The following is an 18,816-nucleotide window of genomic DNA, read 5'->3' as shown; positions in this document are numbered from 1 at the left end:
AATCCATTCCCCCAGCGCATTGCATGGCAGTCATCTCCAAAAAACGCGACCGGCGCCTCAACTGGCTGATTATCGCCGGGGTGGTCCTTGCGGCCCTGACTACCGCCTGGTTGCTCTTCGGCCGCGCCGAACAACCCGCCGAGCGCGCCCAGGAACTCGCCCGTCAGACCGCTCCGGTGGTGCGCGAAGATGTCGTCCTCTCGGTCTCGGCGGCGGGGATCGTCAAGCCCCTCACCCCAGTCAACATCTCCCCCAAGCAACCGGGCCGGCTCGCGGCGCTGTACGTCGATCAGGGTCAGGCGGTCAAAAAAGGCCAGGTTCTCGCCCGCATGGACAATACCGACCTGCAGGGGCAGCTGTTGCAGGCCCAGGGCACCCTCGCCGCCGCCCAGGCCAACTTGCGCAAGTTGCAGGCGGGCAACCGCACCCAGGAAATTCGCCAGGCCGAGCAGAACCTGCGCGACGCCGAGGCGCAGCTGATCGGCGCCCGCTCCACCTACGAGAGCAACGCGCAGTTGTTCGCCTCCGGCGCGGTGAGCCGCAATGCCCTCGACGTCAGCCGCTCGCAATACGAATCGCTCCAGGCGCGCATCGGTGCGCTGCGCCAGCAGGCGGACCTGTCGAAGGCGGGGTTTCGCCCGGAGGATATCGACACCGCCCGCGCCCAGGTGCTCCAGGCCGAGGGCGCCCTCAAAACGATCCAGACCCAGGTGAACGACACGGCCATCCGGGCGCCCTTTGCCGGCGTGATCACCCAAAAATTTGCCAACCCCGGCTCGTTTGTTACCCCGACCACCTCGGCGAGCGCCACCTCCTCCGCCACCTCCTCGTCGATCCTGGCGATGGCGGGCGAACTGGAGGCGGTGGCGAGCGTCGCCGAATCGGACGTGCGCAATATCTACCCCGGCCAGTCCGTGACGCTGCAGGTGGACGCTTACCCGGGACGCAGCTTCAAAGGCCAGGTCCGCCTGGTGGCCCCCGAAGCGGTCGTCGTCCAGAACGTCACCAGCTTCGAGGTGCGCGTGCGGATCACCGATCCCGACCGCCGCCTGCTCAAGTCGGGCATGAACCTGACGGCGGTCTTTAGAGTCGGCGAGCGCAAGGACGCCCTGCTCATCCCGACCACGGCGGTGGTCAGTGAGGCGGGGCGCAACGGCGTCTACCTGCCCGGCGGTGAGAAGCCGCGCTTCAAGCCCATCGAAATCGGTGCCACCGTCGGCACCCAGACCCAGGTGATCGGCGGCCTCGCCGAAGGGGACCGGGTCTACATCACCTTCCCGGGCGGCCGCAAACCCAACGACCGGCCCGTGAGCAACAGCTCCCCCCTGGGCGGCCCCGGCGCCGGCCGTTCTACCCGTGCCCCCCGATAGGACCGATTCCGCCATGGAACTCAAACAGCAAACGCCCGTCACCCTGTCTTTGGGCAACGGTTCGCCCCCCGCCCGCCGGGGCGGCCTCGACCTCATCGAGACCATCCAGCTGGCCTGGGGATCGCTGCTCGCCAACAAGTTGCGCTCGGCCCTCACGATGCTCGGGGTGATTATCGGCATTGCGGCGGTGATCGCGATGGTGGCCATCGGCCGGGGCGCCCAGGCCCAGACGGAGGCCCAGCTCAAATCCCTGGGCTCCAACTTGATCTTCGTCCAAAACGGTGCGGCCAGCTTCGGCGGTACCCCCGGCGCCTCCCAGGGGGCAGGCACGGCCACCACCCTCACCTGGGATGACGCGAAAGCGATCGCCGCCACCGCCCAGGCGGTCGAGGATGTGGCACCACAGCTCAACGGCCGCGCCCAGGCCACCTTCGCCGGGGCCAACACCAACACCAACCTGGTGGGCACCACACCTTCCTACGTCAAAGTCCGCGACTTTCTGCCGCTCACCGGCCGCTTCTTTAACCAGATCGAACTGGATCAATCGGCAAAAGTGGCCGTCCTCGGCCAGACGGTCGTCGACGAGTTGGGCCTCGATTCCCGGAGTGCCCTGGGCAAGAGCATCCGCATCCGCGGCGAAGATTTTCTGGTGATTGGCACCCTCGAATACAAGGGCGCCACCCAGTTTCGCGATCAAGACGATCAGATCGTGCTGCCGCTGACGACCATGGCCGGCCGCATCGTGGGGGTCAACTCCCTGAGCGGCATAGCGCTGAACAACGTCGCCGTTTCGGCCGAAAGCGGCGATCAGATCGACGCCGCCCAGTTTCAGATCACCAACTTGCTGCGATTGCGCCACAAGATCGTGCCGCCACGGGTGGACGACTTTTTCATCCGCACCCAGGCCGACCTGGTCGAAGCCTCCAACAGCGTCACTGGCATCTTCACGATCCTGCTTGGAGTCACCGCGGCCATCTCGTTGGTGGTGGGCGGCATCGGGATCATGAACATCATGCTCGTCTCAGTCAGCGAGCGCACCCGCGAAATCGGCATCCGCAAGGCGATCGGCGCGCGCTCGGGCGATATCCTCCGGCAGTTTTTGATCGAAGCGGTGGTGCTTGCGGCGAGCGGCGGCCTGTTGGGGATCGGCCTCGGGGTGGCCGCCGCCTGGGCGGTGAGCGCCACGCTCGGCTGGCAGACGAGCGTCGCCGCCGAGTCGATCGCGCTTTCGCTGGGGGTGTGCGTGGCCATCGGCGTCTTTTTTGGGGTCTACCCGGCCCGGCAGGCGGCCCGGCTCGACCCGATCGCCGCCCTGCGCGCCGATTAAGTGCCGTAGTAGGCCCGCAACTCCGCAGTCGGCTCCTGCAGCAAACCCTGCTGAACGGCGATGCGCACCAGGCCCGCGGTGTTGCGCGTGCCCAACTTCTGCATCAACCGGGCACGGTGGGAATCGACCGTGCGGGGGCTGATGTAGAGGTGCTTGGCAATTTCGGAGTTGGTATATTCCTGGGCAATCAGCCCCAGGATCTCCTGCTCCCTTTTGGTAAGGCTGATGGCGAGTTTTCCCGGCTTGCGCGGTTCTTCGGGCAAGTAGGCGTGCTCAAAGATCAGCCGCACAATCGCCTTGCCGAAAACCAGGTACCCGGAGAGCACCAGACCCACGGCATTGAGCAATTCCTGCGCCTCGACGCTCTTGAGCAGACAACCGCGGGCATCGACCCGAAATGCCTGCAGGAAATCCTCCTCCAGTTCGCTCACCATCAAAATTTTGGCCAGCGGCTCGAGGCTGTGGATGCGGCGAGCCACCTCGATGCCGCTCACCCCAGGCAATCCGACGTCCAGCAGCACCAAGTCGGGCCGCAGTTGCTCGAACTGCTGCAACGCCTGGATGCCGTCGGCCGCTTCCTCGACGGCAAATGGGTGATCCGCCAGGCGCAGCATGCTGCAAAAGCCCCGGCGCATCACAGCCTGGTCGTCGACGACCAGAATACGGGTCTGAACAGATGTGTTGTTTGTCACTGTGCACCTGACCTCGGTTTTGACGGCCGCTCGAAGGTTCGAATGCCCGATCGGCATCGCACCTCCGCAGTGGCGGCGGTGTGAAAACCACGCAACGACGGAAGGGTATCGACTTGAGAGGAGTGACAACCCGGTATGTGCCGCAGCTTCGCTGTGGGATGGCGACCAACTCGCAACCGGCACAAATCTCCTACTGGCCCTAGAATGCACCCGATACAGAGAGAAAACGTTCCCAGGAAAGCTCAGGGATAATCACTAGGTAGTGCCTGCCCGATTGGGACTGAAACACCTTGTGCTTCTCCTGTCATCAATCAAATATGCAGTTTATCAGCTTGTTCTTGCTAACAGTATGCTGCTGCCTGAAAGATGAGGCAATAGTGAAAAGTACTAAATTGCGGAGAAACAGGATGGTTGAAGAAGTGGTGTTTCACTGCTTTTCTTGGGTACACCTACGCAAGCGTCAATCAATATCCCGTAAAACCACGTACATCGCCGGACTCGCTCCTGCGAGAGTCAAACGCTCTGGTCGATGATACTTTTCCGTTGACACGTTTGATACATTCCATTGTCACAAAAGCGGTGTACTGCCCAACTTTGCTAACCGGAATTGCCGAGGGACTTGAGAACGGCGCGGGCCGCTGTCACCTGCCGGACGCTAAAGTCCGAGCGCCTGAGCTGCTCAAGGTAGGCGGGGCGACGGTAGCGGCGGTCGAGGCCGATAGCTTCGCGGTAGGCTTGCCGGGCGAGCTCGAAGCGGCCGGCCCGCGCCTCGGCGATGGCAACGGCCACTTTTGGATGGGGATTTCGCGGATCGAGGCGGGCGGCTTCGCGGGCGGCGCGGGCGGCCTCCTCGTAGCGCCCCAGTTCCCAGAGGCCGAGGCTGAGGTTGTAGTAGGCGATTTCGTTGTCGGCTTTTAGCCGGATGGCCTGGCGATTGACCGCCACGGCCTGGGGATATGCTTCGGTAAACAGGTAAATCACGCCCAGGGCGTTGAGGGGTTTCTCGTCGTTGGGCACCAGGCGGGCGGTCTCGGCGAGTACCGCGATCGCCTCGCCCTCGCGGCCCGCCAGGTGCAATGTCCAGCCGTAGTTGGTGCAGGCGTTGAGATGACGGTTGCGCCCGGCGGTGAGCCCGCGCTTCTGGACGGTGCAGTTGCGCTCGCGCTCCGCCAGACTCTGGGCGGTGGCGGGCAGGGCCAACAGCAAAAGCGCCAATCCGGCCGGCAGATAGCGGCCGAGAGCGGTCTGGGCCAGTTTTGCGTTGCGCCGCAAAGATAGTATGGTTGCGTTTGCACCCATAGAGGAGTAGCACCCGGATGCGCGTTGTGCTGGTTCGCCATGGCCAGAGTACCTGGAATGCCCAGGGTCTTGTCCAGGGGCGCACGGATCGGTCGGTGCTGAGCGAAGCCGGTGTCGCCCAGGCGCGCGCCACCGCCGCCGTTCTTGAAACGGTTGCTTTTGGGGCGGCCTTTTGCAGTCCCCTGCAGCGCGCCCGCCAGACCGTGGATCTGTTGCTTGCGGGGCGCTCGCCGGTCGTGGTCGAATACTGCGAATCGTTGATGGAAATTGACCTGCCGGGTTGGGAGGGGCTCAATCACGCCCAACTGGCCGAGCGCTTTCCTGAGGAGCACGCCCTCTGGCGCCGGGCACCCGAGAAGCTCGATTTGGGCGGCTTTGTGCCGCTTGCCGCTTTGTGGGAGCAGGCCCGTGACTTCTGGCGCATGCTGCTCGCGCGCCCTGCGACCGCAACGGTGCTGGTGGTGGCCCACAACGCGATCAACAAAGCCCTAATCTCGACCGCCCTCGGCCTGCCCCCGAGTGCCTACGCCCGCCTGCTGCAGTCGAACACCGGCATCAGCGTGCTCAATTTTGACGCCGCCGGTTACGCCCAGCTCGAATCGTTGAACCTGACCGCCCACACCGGTGCGGCTCTGCCCAAGTACAAGCAGGGCACCCGGCTGTTGCTGGTGCGCCACGGCGAGACCGAATGGAACCGGATGGAGCGCTTCCAGGGGCAGATCGACGTCCCCCTCAACGACCAGGGCCGCGCCCAGGCCGAGCAGGCAGCGACCTTTCTTAAAGAAATGCCCATTACCCGCGCCTTCAGCAGCCCGCTATTGCGGCCAAAGGCCACCGCCGAAGCCATTCTGCGCTTTCACCCGGAGGTGGCGCTCGAGTTCGTCCCGGCGCTGCAGGAAATCTGCCACGGCCAGTGGGAGGGCAAGTTCCGCGCGGAGATCGACCTGCTTTTTCCGGGTGAACTCGAGCGCTGGCAGCGCGAACCCCACAGCGTGCAGATGCCGGAGGGCGAAAATCTTACCCAGGTCTGGGAGCGCGCCACCGACGCTTGGAGCGGGATCGTCCGCGGGGTGGATAGCGGGGTGGTGCTGGTGGTGGCCCACGACGCCATCAACAAGGCGATCGTCGCAGCGGCGGTCGGGGCCGGTCCGGAGGATTTCTGGCGCTTCAAGCAGGGCAACGGTTCGGTGACGGTGATCGACTACCCGGACGGTCCCGAGGGTCGCCCCCAATTGAGTGCCGTCAATATCACCTCCCACCTGGGCGGAGTGTTCGACTGCACCGCCGCCGGAGCGCTCTAGGCTTTAATCGTCGGTGGGGCGCTTCGGTTTGTAAGGGACAATAAGAAACGGGTGGAACCGAACGGTGCTATCCGCAGCCCTCGGGCGTAAAGGTGAAAAGCAGGTGGCCAGGGATCCGAGGATGGTGCTCAACCGGCGCAGCAAAGGATTTCTCAAGCGCGTGGCGGTAGGCGATCAGCCCGCCGCCGAGCGCCATCCCCTCTCCGAGTCCGAGGCGATCACCCTGGGCCGCGCCGCCAACTGCGAAATCGTCCTGGACGCGGGCCGCTACAGCGGTGTCTCGCGCAACCATGCCCAGGTGCTGCCCTTGCCGGGGAGCACGGGCTGGCAAATTTATGACCTCAATAGTGCCAACGGCACCTTCATCAACGGCACCCGCCTCGAAGGCAGCCACATCCTGCAGCCGGGCGACCGGATTTTGCTGGGTCCCAACGGACCGGAATTTTGCTTCGAGTGCGAGTGCGCCCTTGCCCCGCCGCCCGAGCCGCTCAACGTCGCCGATTCCCAGACCGACACCGTCAGTATCACGCAATTGTTGCCGATCACCTCGACGGTGAGCGACCTGCTCGAGCGGGACTTCTTGATTCCGGGGGTGAGTACGGTGCTGTTCGTGGTCGCCCTATTCAGCAGTATCGGCAACGCCCTGCTGTTCAACTCGATCCTGGCGCTGTACCTGGCGGGGGCGGGTTACTTTTTCGTCTACCGGCTGTGCGGCAAATCCAAACCCTGGTGGGTGCTCATCGGCGCTGCTCTGGCGACGGCTTTGTTGCTGGCCAGCCCCCTGATGGCCGGGTTTTTTGTGGTCTTTCGCCAGTGGTTGCCCGGCGACACCGACGCCATGCTTCTGCGCGCCGCCCAGGGGGAGACGGTGGGCTTCGTCGAGCAGCTGGTGACCTTCTTTTTTGGGGCGGGGTTGCTCGAAGAACTGGTCAAAGCCCTGCCGGTGCTCGCGGCCTACCTGATCGGCCGCCGCCTCAGCCAGCCCTGGCGCTCCCGCCTGGGCGTGCTTGAGCCGCTCGACGGCATCTTGCTGGGGGCCGCCTGCGGGGTCGGCTTCACCTTGTTTGAGACCTTTTCGCACTACCTGCCTGCCACAGTCGAGCAATTCACCGTGCAGACCGGGGCGCTCGGCATCGGCGAGGCCACCGGGCTGCAGCTATTGATTCCCCGGATCATCGGCAACGTCTCGGGCCACATGGCCTACAGCGGCTATCTGGGCTACTTCATCGGGCTGGGGGCCCTCAAGCGCACCCCCGCCCGGCGCTGGTGGATATTTTTGATCGGCTACTTGAGCGCCGCCTCCATCCACGCCCTCTGGAACGCCGCCGGCGTGCTGGGTGAACCGGTGCTGGCCATCGCCGGGGTGCTCGCCTTTGCCTTTTTGATGGCGGCCATTCTCAAAGCGCGCAAACTTTCTCCCACCCGTCCCCGCGAGACCGCCTCCGCCCCAGGTGTCGGCAGGTAACGAAACCAGGTTTGCCTGATGCTCCACCCCCAAGGAGGCTCCACGGACGCGGATTTGAGCGACGGAATTTATCGGCGCTCGTTAGACTGAAAAGCATGGAACCACGCATTGCTTCGACAGTACGCACGACGCGCGAAACCGACATCCAGATTCGCCTCGACCTCGACGGCACCGGCCGGGTCCAGGCTGAGACGGGTGTCCCTTTTCTCGACCACATGCTCGCCCAGATTGCCACCCATGGCCTGATCGACATCGACGTGAGCGCCCAGGGCGACTTGCACATCGACGATCACCACACCAATGAGGATGTCGGCATCGCCTTCGGGCAATGCCTGGCCAAGGCCCTGGGCGACAAGCGGGGTATCTCGCGCTTCGGGCATTTTGCCGCCCCCCTCGACGAAGCGCTCGTGCAGGTGGTGCTTGATCTTTCCGGTCGCCCGCACCTGAGCTACGGCCTGGAGATCCCCACCCAGCGCGTCGGCAGCTACGACACCCAACTGGTGCGCGAGTTTTACCAGGCGGTGGTCAACAACAGCTCTATGACCCTGCACCTGCGCCAGTGGGCCGGGATCAACTCCCACCACATCATCGAGGCGTCTTTCAAGGCGTTTGCCCGCGCTTTGCGCTTGGCGGTCGAGATCGATCCCCGCCGCGCCGGCAGCCTACCCAGCAGCAAGGGGGCGCTCTAGCCGATGGAGAACCCCAGTTTGCAGCCCTATCTCGAAGAAGTCCTGCCCAAAGCCTACCGCAGGGGTTTGAACCTGGCCGTGCAGGAAACGAACTTGTCCTATAAAGTATTTCCGGTTGTCTGCCCTTATAGCCTGGAACAGATGCTGAGCAACGAGCTTCTTTCCATCGAGAACGGGTAATCTATGGCCTGTAGACTGCCCCCGGCGGGGGTGCAAGTTTGACAGGCTGTCAAACCGACTGCGGGGCATTTTTGGATAGGATGGCACCTGTCCCCTCTGCGCCCCAACGAAGATGCCCCCACTACCGGATTACCGTCCTGAACGTCTTTCCCTCGGCCCGCTCGAAGCGGAAATTATGGAAATTGTTTGGAAGCGTGGAGCGCTCGCGGTCAAAGACGTGCACGACGAGCTGCTCAGCGATCCGGACCGCGAACTTGCTTACGCTTCGGTGACCACCGTACTGCGCCGTCTGGTCCAAAAAGGCTGGCTCAGCTGCGACACCAGCCAGCGGGCCTTTTGCTTTACCCCCCGGATCAGCCGCGAGCAGGCGCGCACCCTCACCGCCCACAGCCGTCTGCAGGCGTTTTTGTCGGTGGGCACACCGGAGGTGGTGGCGGCCTTCGCCGACAGCCTCGATGAAGCGAGCGTCGAACAACTGGGTGCCATCGCCGAGCGTATCCGCCAGGCGCGGGGGGAACGATGATCCATCTGGCTCTGGTGCTGTTGGCGGTACTGGTGGGCGGCGGGCTGCGGGGACGTCCCCGGCGGGCCGGGGGGTGGTGCTGGCGCTGGAATGCGGCCCTGGTGCAGTTGCTGGTGCCGGGTTTGCTGTTTGCCACCACCGCAGCGACCATCCTCTGGATGGGAACGCCGGGGGTGGCCTCCTGGCGTTGGGATGGGGTAGCGGCTTACTGGTTGAGCGCCGCCTGGTGGGTGTACGCCCTGGCGGTCGGTGCCGGGAACAGCTGGTCGTGCGCCCGCGCCATTCGCGCCGCTCGCGCGCTGCCCGTCGCTTCTGTGGCCGGCCATCGCGCCCGGCTGCTGGATGAAGGGACACCGTACATTGCCCTGGTGGGCTTCTGGCAGCCGCAACTGGTCTTCACCAGCGGCCTTGTCGCATCGATGGGTGGGGCGCAGCTTGGCGCGGTGCTGGCCCACGAGCAGGCCCATCGCCACTACCGCGACACGTTCTGGTTTTTCTGGCTGGGATGGACGCACCGGGCCACCGCCTTTTTGCCCCACTCCGAGGCGCTCTGGCAAGAATTGCTGGCCCTGCGCGAACTGCGCGCCGATCGCCATGCGGCCCGCAGCGTCGATGGTCTATTGCTCGCCGAAGCGCTCGTCGCCCTGGCGGGGTCCTGTCGGCTCCCCGCGGCCACGGCGTTTGCGGCGGCCGTCTACTCCAGAGGCGAACGGTTGAGCGAACGGGTCGAAGCCCTGATCGCCCCCAAGGACGAGCGGCAGGCGCAAAGAGGGGGGGTGTGGGGATGGCTGCCGGTGGGCTTGCTGCCCCTGCTCACCTGGCCCCTGCACGGCCTCGCCCGGCACCTGTGCCCCTGACCGAGCTTATTGAAACTGCAAATCAATTAAAGCTGATGCTCTCCGCAGCGGCTCGCTGCGGAGAGCATCGGGACAAAATAAGAAAAAGTCGGGCCAGCTAGAGTCTTCCGCGAGACGTAAGAGAGAACAACCCGCCGGCCCGACCTGTGGATGACAATGCCAAAGTTTTGCTATCCACTGAAAATACTCTAGAGCAATTGAGAATAGCTGTCAACAGAATCGCTTACTCCTCAATTCCGACCGGCATGGTTGGGTTTTGCCGAAGCAGCGGCGATAGAATTGGAGAAAGACCGCCCGTTGCGAGGATCTGTGCCGTGGTGAGCACCGAGATTGGCCCGAGCGCCCTGGGAAGCGTCCAGCCTCCCGCCGAGACGGACCTGCTGCAGTGGGTGGGCAACACGCCTTTGCTGCGCCTGGAGCGGGTGACGGCGGGGCTTTCCCCGGACGTCGAAGTGTACGGCAAGGCGGAGTGGTTCAACCCGGGCGGCTCCGTCAAAGATCGCCCGGCGCTCAATATGATTCTCGAAGGCGAGCGCAGCGGCCGGCTGACCCGCGAGAAAATTATTCTCGATGCCACCTCCGGCAACACCGGCATCGCCTACGCCTGGATCGCCGCGCGCCGGGGCTATCGCGTCAAACTGGCCCTGCCCCTGAACGCGAGCGAAGAGCGCAAGCGCATCCTCAAGGCCTACGGCGTCGATCTCATCCTCACCGATCCGACCCTCGGTTCCGACGGTGCCATCCAGGAGGCACGCCGGCTCTACGCAGCGGATCCCGAACGGTACTTCTATCCCGACCAGTACAGCAACAACGCCAACTGGCAGGCGCACTATCTGACGACGGGCGTCGAAATCTACCAGCAGACCGGTGGGCGGGTCACCCATTTTGTGGCGGGGCTCGGCACCTCGGGCACCTGCATGGGGGTGGGACGGCGCCTCAAGGAGTTCGACCCGGCCGTTCGGGTGATTGCCATGCAGCCCGACTCGCCCTTCCATGGGCTCGAAGGGCTCAAACACATGGAGACGGCGATCGTCCCGGCGATCTACAACCCTGCTTTGCCCGACCGGCAGGTCGAAGTGTCCACCGAGGAAGCCCAACGCACCGTCAAGCGCCTCGCCCGTGAGGAGGGCATGCTGGTGGGCATCTCCGCAGGGGGCAACGTGGCGGCGGCTTTACGCCTGGCGCGCGAACTCGACCGCGGCGTGGTGGTCACCATTTTGTGCGACAGTGCCGACAAGTACCTTTCGGAGCGCTTCTGGGACGACCCGAATCTATAATCCGCCCGAAGCGTTGACCGCCGGCCTCCGAGCGCCGAAGATAAGGGTGCCTATCCTATCCACCGCACCGGGAAGCGACGGTCCCCGGCGGTCGTGTGGGAGCTTCGTCGGCGCTGGGGGGCAGCAGGTGCGCGTCTTGATCACGGGAATCGGCGGGCAGGACGGGTTTTACTTGAGCCTGGCGCTGTTGCGCCGGGGCCACCGTGTCTTTGGGATTCACCGCCGGGATCCGCCGGGTGAGCCGCTGGCAACGCTGCTGCCCGCCGGTGGGGATTTGCAGCTACTAACAGGCGATGTCACCGACCGCGCTTTTTTGCGGCGGGTGGTGGGCGAAGCGGCACCCGAGCAGATCTACAACCTGGCGGCCCAGAGCCGCGTGGGCCAGAGTTTTGCGATGGCCGAGCGCACCTTCGAGGTCAATGCCCTGGCGCCGCTGTACCTGCTTGAAATCATCCGCGAACTCAATCCGCGCATTCGCTTTTTCCAGGCCTGCTCCGCTGAGGTGTTCGGCGAATGCCCCCGAGCGCCCCAGGACGAATCGACGCCTTTTGCGCCGGTGAGCCCCTACGCCATTGCCAAAGCGAGCGCCTACTGGCTGGTGAACAGTTACCGGCGCTCCAGCGGTCTGTTTGCCTGCAACGCCATTCTCTACAACCACGAGTCGCCCCTGCGCGACGAGAGTTTTTTGTCGGGCAAAGTCGTGCGCTCCCTGGCCCGCATTCTGGTGGGCCAGCAGCAGACGCTGGCGCTGGGCAACCTCGAAGCGCGGCGCGATTGGGGCTTCGCGGGTGATTACGTCGAGGCGATGGTAGCGATGATGGCCCAGGCGGAGCCGGACGATTATGTGATTGCCTCGGGTGAGGGGCACAGCGTCGGAGAATTCGTCGAGGAAGCCTTTGGCTACGCCCGTCTCGATTGGCGAAAACACGTCGTTATCGACGAGCAGCTGTTGCGGGCGAGCGAGGCGCACGTGCTGTTGGGCAACGCCGGGCGCGCCCGGGCGCGGCTCGGATGGCAGCCGCGCCTGGGATTTCAAGCGCTGGTGCGATTGATGGTAGACTCGGCCATTGAACAGGTGAAGGCCGCCACCTTGAGTGCCGCCGCTTCCAGAGAACACTGACAGGAGAAACATGAGCGAATCCAAGCGCGCCTTGATCACTGGGATCACCGGTCAGGACGGATCTTACCTGGCTGAATATCTGCTTGGCTGCGGCTACGAAGTGCACGGTTTGCTGCGGCGCAGCAGCACCCTCAACGTCGGTCGGGTCTCGCACCTGCAGGAGCGCATCCAGTTGCACTATTCGGATTTGACCGATTCGATGAGTTTGCAGCGTGTTCTGCAGCTGTGCGAACCGCACGAAGTCTACAACCTGGCCGCCCAGTCGCACGTCAAAGTTTCCTTCGACCAGCCCATCTACACCGGCGATGCGACGGCTCTCGGGGTGACCAGACTACTGGAAGCTGTGCGGATGATCGTGCCGGAGGCGCGCTTCTACCAGGCGTCTTCCTCCGAGATGTTCGGCAAAGTGCGCGAGGTGCCCCAGACCGAATTGACCCCTTTCCATCCGCGCTCGCCCTACGCGGTGGCCAAAGTCTACGGCTATTGGGCGACGGTCAACTACCGCGAAGCCCACGGCCTGTTCGCCTGCAACGGCATCCTGTTCAACCACGAATCCCCAAGACGTGGAGAGGATTTTGTAACGCGCAAGATCACCTGTGCGGTGGCGCGCATTGCGGCGGGCAAGCAGCGCGAACTGGTGCTGGGCAATACCGAAGCGCGGCGCGACTGGGGCTACGCGGGGGATTACGTCGAATTGATGTGGCGGATGCTCCAGCAGGAGAAGCCCGACGACTACGTGGTGGCCACCAACGAACAGTGGAGCGTGCAGCAATTTGTCGAGCGCGCCTTCGAATTAGTGGACCTCGACTGGCGCCAGTACGTGCGCACCGACCCGCGCTACTTCCGCCCGGCGGAGGTGGACGAACTGATCGGCAACCCGGCTAAAGCCCGCGAGCAGCTCGGCTGGCAGCCGCGGGTGCGCTTTGACGGATTGGTACGGCTGATGCTCGCGGCGGACCTGGTGGCCAACGGGGTGATGCCCGAGTTCGACTGGCCCGAAGTCGAAGATATCGGTCTGTACGCCGCGCCGGGTTTCAAGCTGCTGCGCCCGGCCCGATAATCGCGCCACCCGGCTGTGGCACACTGTGGGCATGGGGTTATCCATCCACAGTCTCAGAAAGCTCAAAGAGCGCGCCCAACCGATTGTCGCCCTTACCGCCACCGAGTACGCGATGGCCCGCATTCTCGATCAAGCGGGGGTCGATCTGCTGCTGGTGGGCGACTCGCTTTCGATGGTCGCCCTGGGCCATACGAGCACCCTGCCGGTGACAGTGGACGAGTTGTTGCACCACTGCCGGGCAGTGCGCCGGGGGGTCGAGCGCGCTTTGCTGGTAGCCGATTTGCCCTTCGGTTCCTACGAGCAGAGCCCCCAGCAAGCTTTTTCCACCGCGACCCGATTTCTCAAAGAAGCGGGAGTGCAGGCGGTCAAGCTCGAAGGCGGTTACCCGCGCATGACCGAGACGGTCGCTTTTTTGACCGAAAGCGGCATCCCGGTGCTCGGGCATCTCGGCCTCACCCCCCAGGCGGTTCACCAGTTGGGGGGCTACCGCGTCCAGGGCAAGACCGCCCAGGCGGCCGAACGGCTCATCGATCAGGCTCTCGCCCTGGAGGGGGCGGGGGCGTTCGCGCTCGTGCTGGAGCACATTCCCTACGATCTGGCGGGGGAAATTAGCGGCAAACTGGTCATCCCGACTGTCGGCATCGGCGCCGGTCCGCACTGCAACGGCCAGATCCTCGTCACCCACGATCTATTGGGCCTTACTGAGAATCCGCCGCCTTTTGTAAATCCTTACGCCGACTTGCGCGCGCTTATCAGCAAAGCGGTCGGCCGCTACAGTGCGGATGTGCGCGCCCATGGCTCCCGTGAGGAGTGATGCTCACTTCAAGCGTCAGTCGGAGCTACATGTAAATTTTGTCAAATGTCTGGGATCAAGAAAATATAGCTGTATTGCGCAGCAATGTCCCAAACCGCGGGAGTGCAATAGCCAGAAGTTCGACCAACCGGGCTGGCGTGACCGGAGGGCGTTTCAAATCTGCTGCCTACTGCCGAACTATAGCCGTTACGGTCGTCGGCTCCAAGTGGAATAGCCGACACAAAAATATGTCCGTGTGCTCAGTATTTGACGGGGTGACAGAGGGCCTGGAAAGCTTGCCCCATCCGGCTTCTGTGCTCCTATTCTAAGAAAGAAGGGCTGGCCACTGTGGGCAAGCCCCCAAAAAATCAAATGTGGCCTCCACTCTACCAGTCCTTCCTCCAGCAACAACTCGGTTCGGACAAAGCTATATTCCTGCAGATCCTTCTGCACACTCTTCAATCTCAGCAATATCTGTGCCTCGAACGACTTGCTGAGGCTCTACCGCTTCAGAAGTGTTGAATCAGTAGACATTTGCACACAATTTGAGCGACCAGACCCTGCGCCTCCGGCTACCCAGTAATTTTCCCAGCCAATGCACATAACTGATTTCTTTGCACATACAACATTGCAAGTAGCGCAACTTATCCAACCGCTGACTTCCCCACATCTTCGGCACTGCCACCAGTTCCAGTAACAGGTGGGCAATCAGGGTCACGTAGAGCTGCATCCGGATACCATTCTCATTTTTTGTCATCAGCCGCTTCAGCTTCAGATGCATTTTCAGAAACTTCCATAACAGCTCTATTTGCCAGCGTTGACGGTACAGTTCCATCACCTCTTCGTCACTGACAAAACATTCGCCTTCGGCAGGTAAATTGGTGACCAACCGATACTCAGCCCGGTTCTCGATATCGCAGAAGTTGACCACCCGATACATCCCGGACTCTTTGCCCGTTCCCACCCGCATCTGGCCAGCATTGCCCTCGAAGGTGAACTTGTAATTGCTCGGGATGCGCATTAAAAAATATTTGCTTGATGCCTGGGCATTTTTTAGATATTCCAGTCCTGCAAAGCCCCGGTCGAAGATACCTACGCCATTTTCAGGAATCGCTTGAAGCATTTCATTAACAAAATTAGAATCGTGGTCGTAGCCAAAATTGATCAGGCTACCCTCGGTGGCGCCGCTGCCGTGTTCAAGGCAGGCGAGCAGTTTGACCTGGTGATAGCTTTGCGCCCATAGCAACTTGCTTGTCAAGCCGACTACCGTCGAGTCAATCGGGCAAGGATGCAGTTGTTTGACGGGCAACTCTCGCCTGACCCGGGCAAGCAAATCCCGGTACAGCTGCTCAAACATCTGCAGAGAACGGGACTTGCAGGCTTTGGAAAAAGTGGAGATATCGACGGGGATACCGGTGCGGTTGAGGCGTTTGAATAGGTCCTGCATGCTGACGGTACTCTTGTCCATAATGAGGGCCAGCCAGCAACTGAAAAAGAGCCTGGAGTCGAGGACAGGGAAATCGCGATCGGGCAAAGCGGACAGAAAGGTTTTGACAAGTTGCGGAAAATCGAGTAACATCGGGGCGATTAAAAGGAATTGAATACAGCCCGAAGTTTACACGACTGCGGGCTGTTTTTGTAGGATCAATTCTTGACATTCAACACTTCTGCCATTAAATATACAGGTGCCGATGCCGGGTGCGGGCAACTGGACCTAGTCCGCACCCGGCGATCGTCAGCACCAAAAACAGCACGATCGTGGGGATCGGGTTGCGGATGGACCAGGCGGAAAGATTCCAACCCATGGGGGGCACGAAAAGCGACGTCAAGATTAGTAAACCGCCGTTCGTTTCCCAGAAAAGTTGCGTTTGCATCGGAAATAGAATCCAACAGCCCGTAGGATGCTGGTCATTTCGTGTCACCACCGGAAGCTTTGCCGCCATGCTGAAACCTACCCGCCACGCGCTCGTCGCGCTCACTTTGACGCTGTGTACCACACCGGCCCTTGCCCAGACCAAAATCAGCAATCTCGACTCGGAAGTCACCTCCAGTTCGACTAAAGGCAGCACCGCCCAGAGTCCCGCTCCGTTGAAAGTGACCACTGCCAAGCAACACTTCGGCTACAACATTGGGGACGACTACTTTCTGGCCAATTACGATCAGACCGCGGTCTACTGGCGCAAACTCGACCAAGAATCCGACCGCATGCGACTGGTGACGATCGGCAAGACCGCCGAAGGCCGCCCGCAGTTGATGGCGATCCTCACCTCGCCCGAGAACCACAAAAAACTGGGCCGCTACCAAGAGATCGCCCGCAAACTTGCCCTGGCCGAGGGCCTGAACGATTCCCAGGCAAAGGCCCTGGCCGCCGAGGGCAAAGCGGTGATCTGGATAGACGGCGGCCTGCATGCCACCGAGGTGGTGGGCACCCACCAGCTCATCGAAACGGTCTATCAGATGGCAAGCGCCACCGACGAGGAGACCAAGCGCATTCTGGACGATGTGATCTTGCTGGCCGTGCACGCCAACCCGGACGGTCAGCAACTGGTCTCCGATTGGTACATGCGCAAAGCGGAACCGAAGGAGCGGGCCTTCAACGACATTCCGCGGCTCTACCAAAAATACATCGGCCACGACAACAACCGCGACTCGTTCATGAACAACATGCCGGAGACCAAGAACATGAGCCGGGTGCTCTTTCGGCAATGGTTTCCACAGATCATGTACAACCACCACCAGACCGGGCCGGTGGGGACGATCCTCTTTGCGCCGCCTTTTCGCGACCCGTTCAACTACGTCTACGACCCGCTCATTCCGATGCAGCTCGACCTAGTGGGCGGAGCGATGCACACGCGCTTCGCCGCCGAAGGCAAACCCGGCTCGACGATGGTCGACGGCGCGGGCTTCTCGACCTGGTGGAACGGGGGTCTGCGCACCACGGTCTACTTCCACAACATGATCGGCTTGCTGAGCGAAATTAACGGCAGCCCGACCCCGATTGAAATTCCCTTTGTGCCCGACCGGCAGTTGCCCAGCGCCAGCCTGCCCTACCCAATCCCGCCCCAAAAAGTCTGGCGCTTCCGCCAGTCGATCGATTACTCGCTGAGCGCCAACAAAGCTGTCCTCGACCTGGCCTCCAAGTACCGCAAGGATTTTTTGTACAACATTTATCAGATGGGCCGCAATGCGATCGCCAAGGGCAGCCGCGATCACTGGACGACCTATCCCAAGCGCCTGGCGATGGTCAAAGCGGCAATCGCCAAGGAGATGCCCCCGGAGGAGACGCCGGAATTGAGCGGCGTCGGGGCCGGCTACTTCAGCAAGGGCTACCCCGACAAGTACTACCAGATGATGCGCACCCCCGAGTTGCGCGACCCGAGAGGCTACATCCTTCCCGCCGACCAGACCGACTTTTTGACGGCCACCAAGTTCGTCAATGCCCTGATCGAATCGGGAATCACCGTCCAGAAGGCGACTGCCCCGTTTCAGGCCGGCGGCAAAACCTACCCGGTGGGCTCCTACGTGATCAAGACGGCCCAGGCGTTCAGGCCCCACGTCCTCGACATGTTCGAGCCTCAGGATCACCCGAACGACTTTGCTTACCCGGGTGGTCCCCCCAAGCCGCCCTACGACAACGCCGGCTGGACTCTGGCCTACCAGATGGGCATCCAGTACGACCGCATCTTGGAAAGTTTCGACGGCCCGTTTGCCAAAATTGCGGATGTGCTGGCCCCACCCCCCGGCCAGATCACCGGGGCGGCGGGGGCGGCAGGATTTTTGCTCGATCACCGCGTCAACGACGCCTTCGTGGCGGTCAACCGCCTATTGGCCGCGGGAGAAGACGTCTACTGGCTTCAAGCACCGCTGGCCGCGTCGGGCAAGACCTACCCGGCCGGGACGTTTTACATCCCCGCGCAGCCTTCGGTGCTGCCGATGCTCGCCGAGATGGCCCAGAAGGTGGGTCTGGTCTTCGAGGGCACCCCGAGCAAACCGGAAGGCGAAGCCTTCAAGATGAAACCCCTGCGCATCGCGCTGTGGGATCGCTACGGCGGTTCGATGCCCTCCGGCTGGGTGCGCTGGATGTTCGAGCAGTACCAGTTTCCCTTCGAAGTGGTCTATCCGCAGCAACTCGACGCCGGCAACTTGAAGAGCAAGTACGACGCCATCGTCCTCGTGGACGGCGCTGTCCCGATGAGCGACAAAGCCCCGGTCGGCCGCGAGGCCCGCTTTTATAAACAGCCCAAAGCCGAGGAGATTCCCGCCGAGTTTCGCGATCGGCTGGGTTATGTCTCGGTGGCCAAGACCGTGCCGCAGCTGCGCACCTATCTGGAGGCAGGCGGCACGGTGATCGCCGTCGGCAGTTCCACCAACCTCGGCTATCACCTGGGTCTGCCCATCGAGAACGCCCTGACAGAGCAGACGGCCGAGGGCAAAGCCAAACCGCTCCCGCCCGAGAAATATTACATTCCGGGGTCGATTCTGCAGGCGAAGGTGGACAACACCCTACCCATTGCCCACGGTCTGCCCGAGCGGGTGAACGTCTTCTTCAACAACAGCCCCGTCTTCAAGATGAAGCCGGGGGCGCAGGGTGCGGGTCTGCAGACGGTGGCGGTCTTCGACAGCGACGAACCTTTGCGCAGCGGCTGGGCCTGGGGCCAGCGGTACCTCAAAGGCGGCGTCCCGATCGCCCAGGCGCCGGTGGGCCAGGGCAAGCTGTTCTTGTTCGGCCCCGAGATCGTCAACCGCGCCCAGCCCCACGGCACGTTCAAGTTCCTCTTCAACGGCCTGTACTACGGCACGGCCAGTTCCGTACAGATGGCCGCCGAACCGGGCGCGCGCAGCGCCGGCCGCTAAATCGTACCG

17 protein-coding genes are annotated in these 18,816 nt (G+C 62.6%); 13 read left to right on the top strand and 4 right to left on the bottom strand.

Going from position 1 to position 18,816, the window contains the following annotated elements; genetic code table 11:
* Positions 1-23 precede the first annotated feature (23 nt).
* Complete coding sequence (locus GLL_RS04040; protein ID WP_011140777.1) at positions 24-1,370, top strand: HlyD family secretion protein; 1,347 nt, start codon at positions 24-26, stop codon at positions 1,368-1,370.
* A 13-nt stretch (positions 1,371-1,383) separates the two neighbouring features.
* Positions 1,384-2,697 (top strand): ABC transporter permease, encoded by a 1,314-nt coding sequence (locus GLL_RS04035; protein ID WP_197530116.1) that lies wholly within the window; start codon positions 1,384-1,386, stop codon positions 2,695-2,697.
* Here the strand turns inward: GLL_RS04035 and GLL_RS04030 are convergent.
* Together GLL_RS04030 and GLL_RS04025 are read right to left on the bottom strand one after the other, a co-directional pair.
* Positions 2,694-3,389: a response regulator gene (locus GLL_RS04030; protein ID WP_164928601.1), complete on the bottom strand. Its 696-nt coding sequence runs from the start codon at positions 3,387-3,389 to the stop codon at positions 2,694-2,696. The genes GLL_RS04035 and GLL_RS04030 overlap by 4 nt on opposite strands.
* Before the next feature lie 597 nt (positions 3,390-3,986).
* Positions 3,987-4,688: a tetratricopeptide repeat protein gene (locus GLL_RS04025; RefSeq protein WP_011140774.1), complete on the bottom strand. Its 702-nt coding sequence runs from the start codon at positions 4,686-4,688 to the stop codon at positions 3,987-3,989.
* A gap of 17 nt (positions 4,689-4,705) precedes the next feature.
* Between GLL_RS04025 and GLL_RS04020 the strand changes: the two genes are divergently transcribed.
* The 10 genes from GLL_RS04020 to panB all read left to right on the top strand — a co-directional run bounded on the left by GLL_RS04020 (position 4,706) and on the right by panB (position 13,974).
* Positions 4,706-5,989 (top strand): histidine phosphatase family protein, encoded by a 1,284-nt coding sequence (locus GLL_RS04020; RefSeq protein WP_011140773.1) that lies wholly within the window; start codon positions 4,706-4,708, stop codon positions 5,987-5,989.
* A 64-nt stretch (positions 5,990-6,053) separates the two neighbouring features.
* The gene (locus tag GLL_RS04015; protein ID WP_011140772.1) at positions 6,054-7,454 is read left to right on the top strand and encodes a PrsW family glutamic-type intramembrane protease; all 1,401 of its coding nucleotides are present in this window, start codon (positions 6,054-6,056) and stop codon (positions 7,452-7,454) included.
* A gap of 95 nt (positions 7,455-7,549) precedes the next feature.
* Complete coding sequence (gene hisB, locus GLL_RS04010; RefSeq protein ID WP_011140771.1) at positions 7,550-8,143, top strand: imidazoleglycerol-phosphate dehydratase HisB; 594 nt, start codon at positions 7,550-7,552, stop codon at positions 8,141-8,143.
* 3 nt (positions 8,144-8,146) lie between these two features.
* Positions 8,147-8,323, top strand: coding sequence for a DUF29 family protein (locus GLL_RS04005; protein ID WP_011140770.1), 177 nt, complete (start codon positions 8,147-8,149; stop codon positions 8,321-8,323).
* A 112-nt stretch (positions 8,324-8,435) separates the two neighbouring features.
* On the top strand, positions 8,436-8,846 hold the full coding sequence (locus GLL_RS04000; RefSeq protein WP_011140769.1) for a BlaI/MecI/CopY family transcriptional regulator: 411 nt from the start codon (positions 8,436-8,438) through the stop codon (positions 8,844-8,846).
* Positions 8,843-9,703: a M56 family metallopeptidase gene (locus GLL_RS03995; RefSeq protein ID WP_011140768.1), complete on the top strand. Its 861-nt coding sequence runs from the start codon at positions 8,843-8,845 to the stop codon at positions 9,701-9,703. Before GLL_RS04000 ends, GLL_RS03995 begins: the two co-directional genes overlap by 4 nt.
* A 314-nt stretch (positions 9,704-10,017) precedes the next feature.
* Positions 10,018-10,980 (top strand): PLP-dependent cysteine synthase family protein, encoded by a 963-nt coding sequence (locus GLL_RS03990; protein ID WP_011140767.1) that lies wholly within the window; start codon positions 10,018-10,020, stop codon positions 10,978-10,980.
* Between the two features lie 127 nt (positions 10,981-11,107).
* On the top strand, positions 11,108-12,100 hold the full coding sequence (locus tag GLL_RS03985; protein WP_197530115.1) for a GDP-mannose 4,6-dehydratase: 993 nt from the start codon (positions 11,108-11,110) through the stop codon (positions 12,098-12,100).
* A gap of 10 nt (positions 12,101-12,110) precedes the next feature.
* Positions 12,111-13,160, top strand: a complete 1,050-nt coding sequence (gmd, locus tag GLL_RS03980) for a GDP-mannose 4,6-dehydratase (protein ID WP_011140765.1) — start codon at positions 12,111-12,113, stop codon at positions 13,158-13,160.
* A gap of 31 nt (positions 13,161-13,191) precedes the next feature.
* On the top strand, positions 13,192-13,974 hold the full coding sequence (gene panB / locus GLL_RS03975) for a 3-methyl-2-oxobutanoate hydroxymethyltransferase (protein ID WP_164928599.1): 783 nt from the start codon (positions 13,192-13,194) through the stop codon (positions 13,972-13,974).
* Positions 13,975-14,476: 502 nt separating this feature from the next.
* On the opposite strand, the gene GLL_RS03970 is transcribed toward panB, so the two are convergent.
* Together GLL_RS03970 and GLL_RS03965 are read right to left on the bottom strand one after the other, a co-directional pair.
* Complete coding sequence (locus GLL_RS03970) at positions 14,477-15,532, bottom strand: IS4-like element ISGvi4 family transposase (protein ID WP_011140763.1); 1,056 nt, start codon at positions 15,530-15,532, stop codon at positions 14,477-14,479.
* A 94-nt stretch (positions 15,533-15,626) separates the two neighbouring features.
* On the bottom strand, positions 15,627-15,827 hold the full coding sequence (locus GLL_RS03965; RefSeq protein WP_164928598.1) for an efflux RND transporter permease subunit: 201 nt from the start codon (positions 15,825-15,827) through the stop codon (positions 15,627-15,629).
* Positions 15,828-15,894: 67 nt separating this feature from the next.
* Here GLL_RS03965 and GLL_RS03960 point away from each other — a divergent pair, with 67 nt between their 5' ends.
* Positions 15,895-18,807, top strand: a complete 2,913-nt coding sequence (locus GLL_RS03960; protein ID WP_164928597.1) for a M14 family metallopeptidase — start codon at positions 15,895-15,897, stop codon at positions 18,805-18,807.
* The last annotated feature ends 9 nt before the right edge of the window (positions 18,808-18,816 follow it).

The organism is Gloeobacter violaceus PCC 7421, from assembly GCF_000011385.1.
GTDB classification, from domain to species: Bacteria; Cyanobacteriota; Cyanobacteriia; order Gloeobacterales; family Gloeobacteraceae; genus Gloeobacter; species Gloeobacter violaceus.
This window is presented reverse-complemented; position numbering and strand designations above follow the sequence as displayed.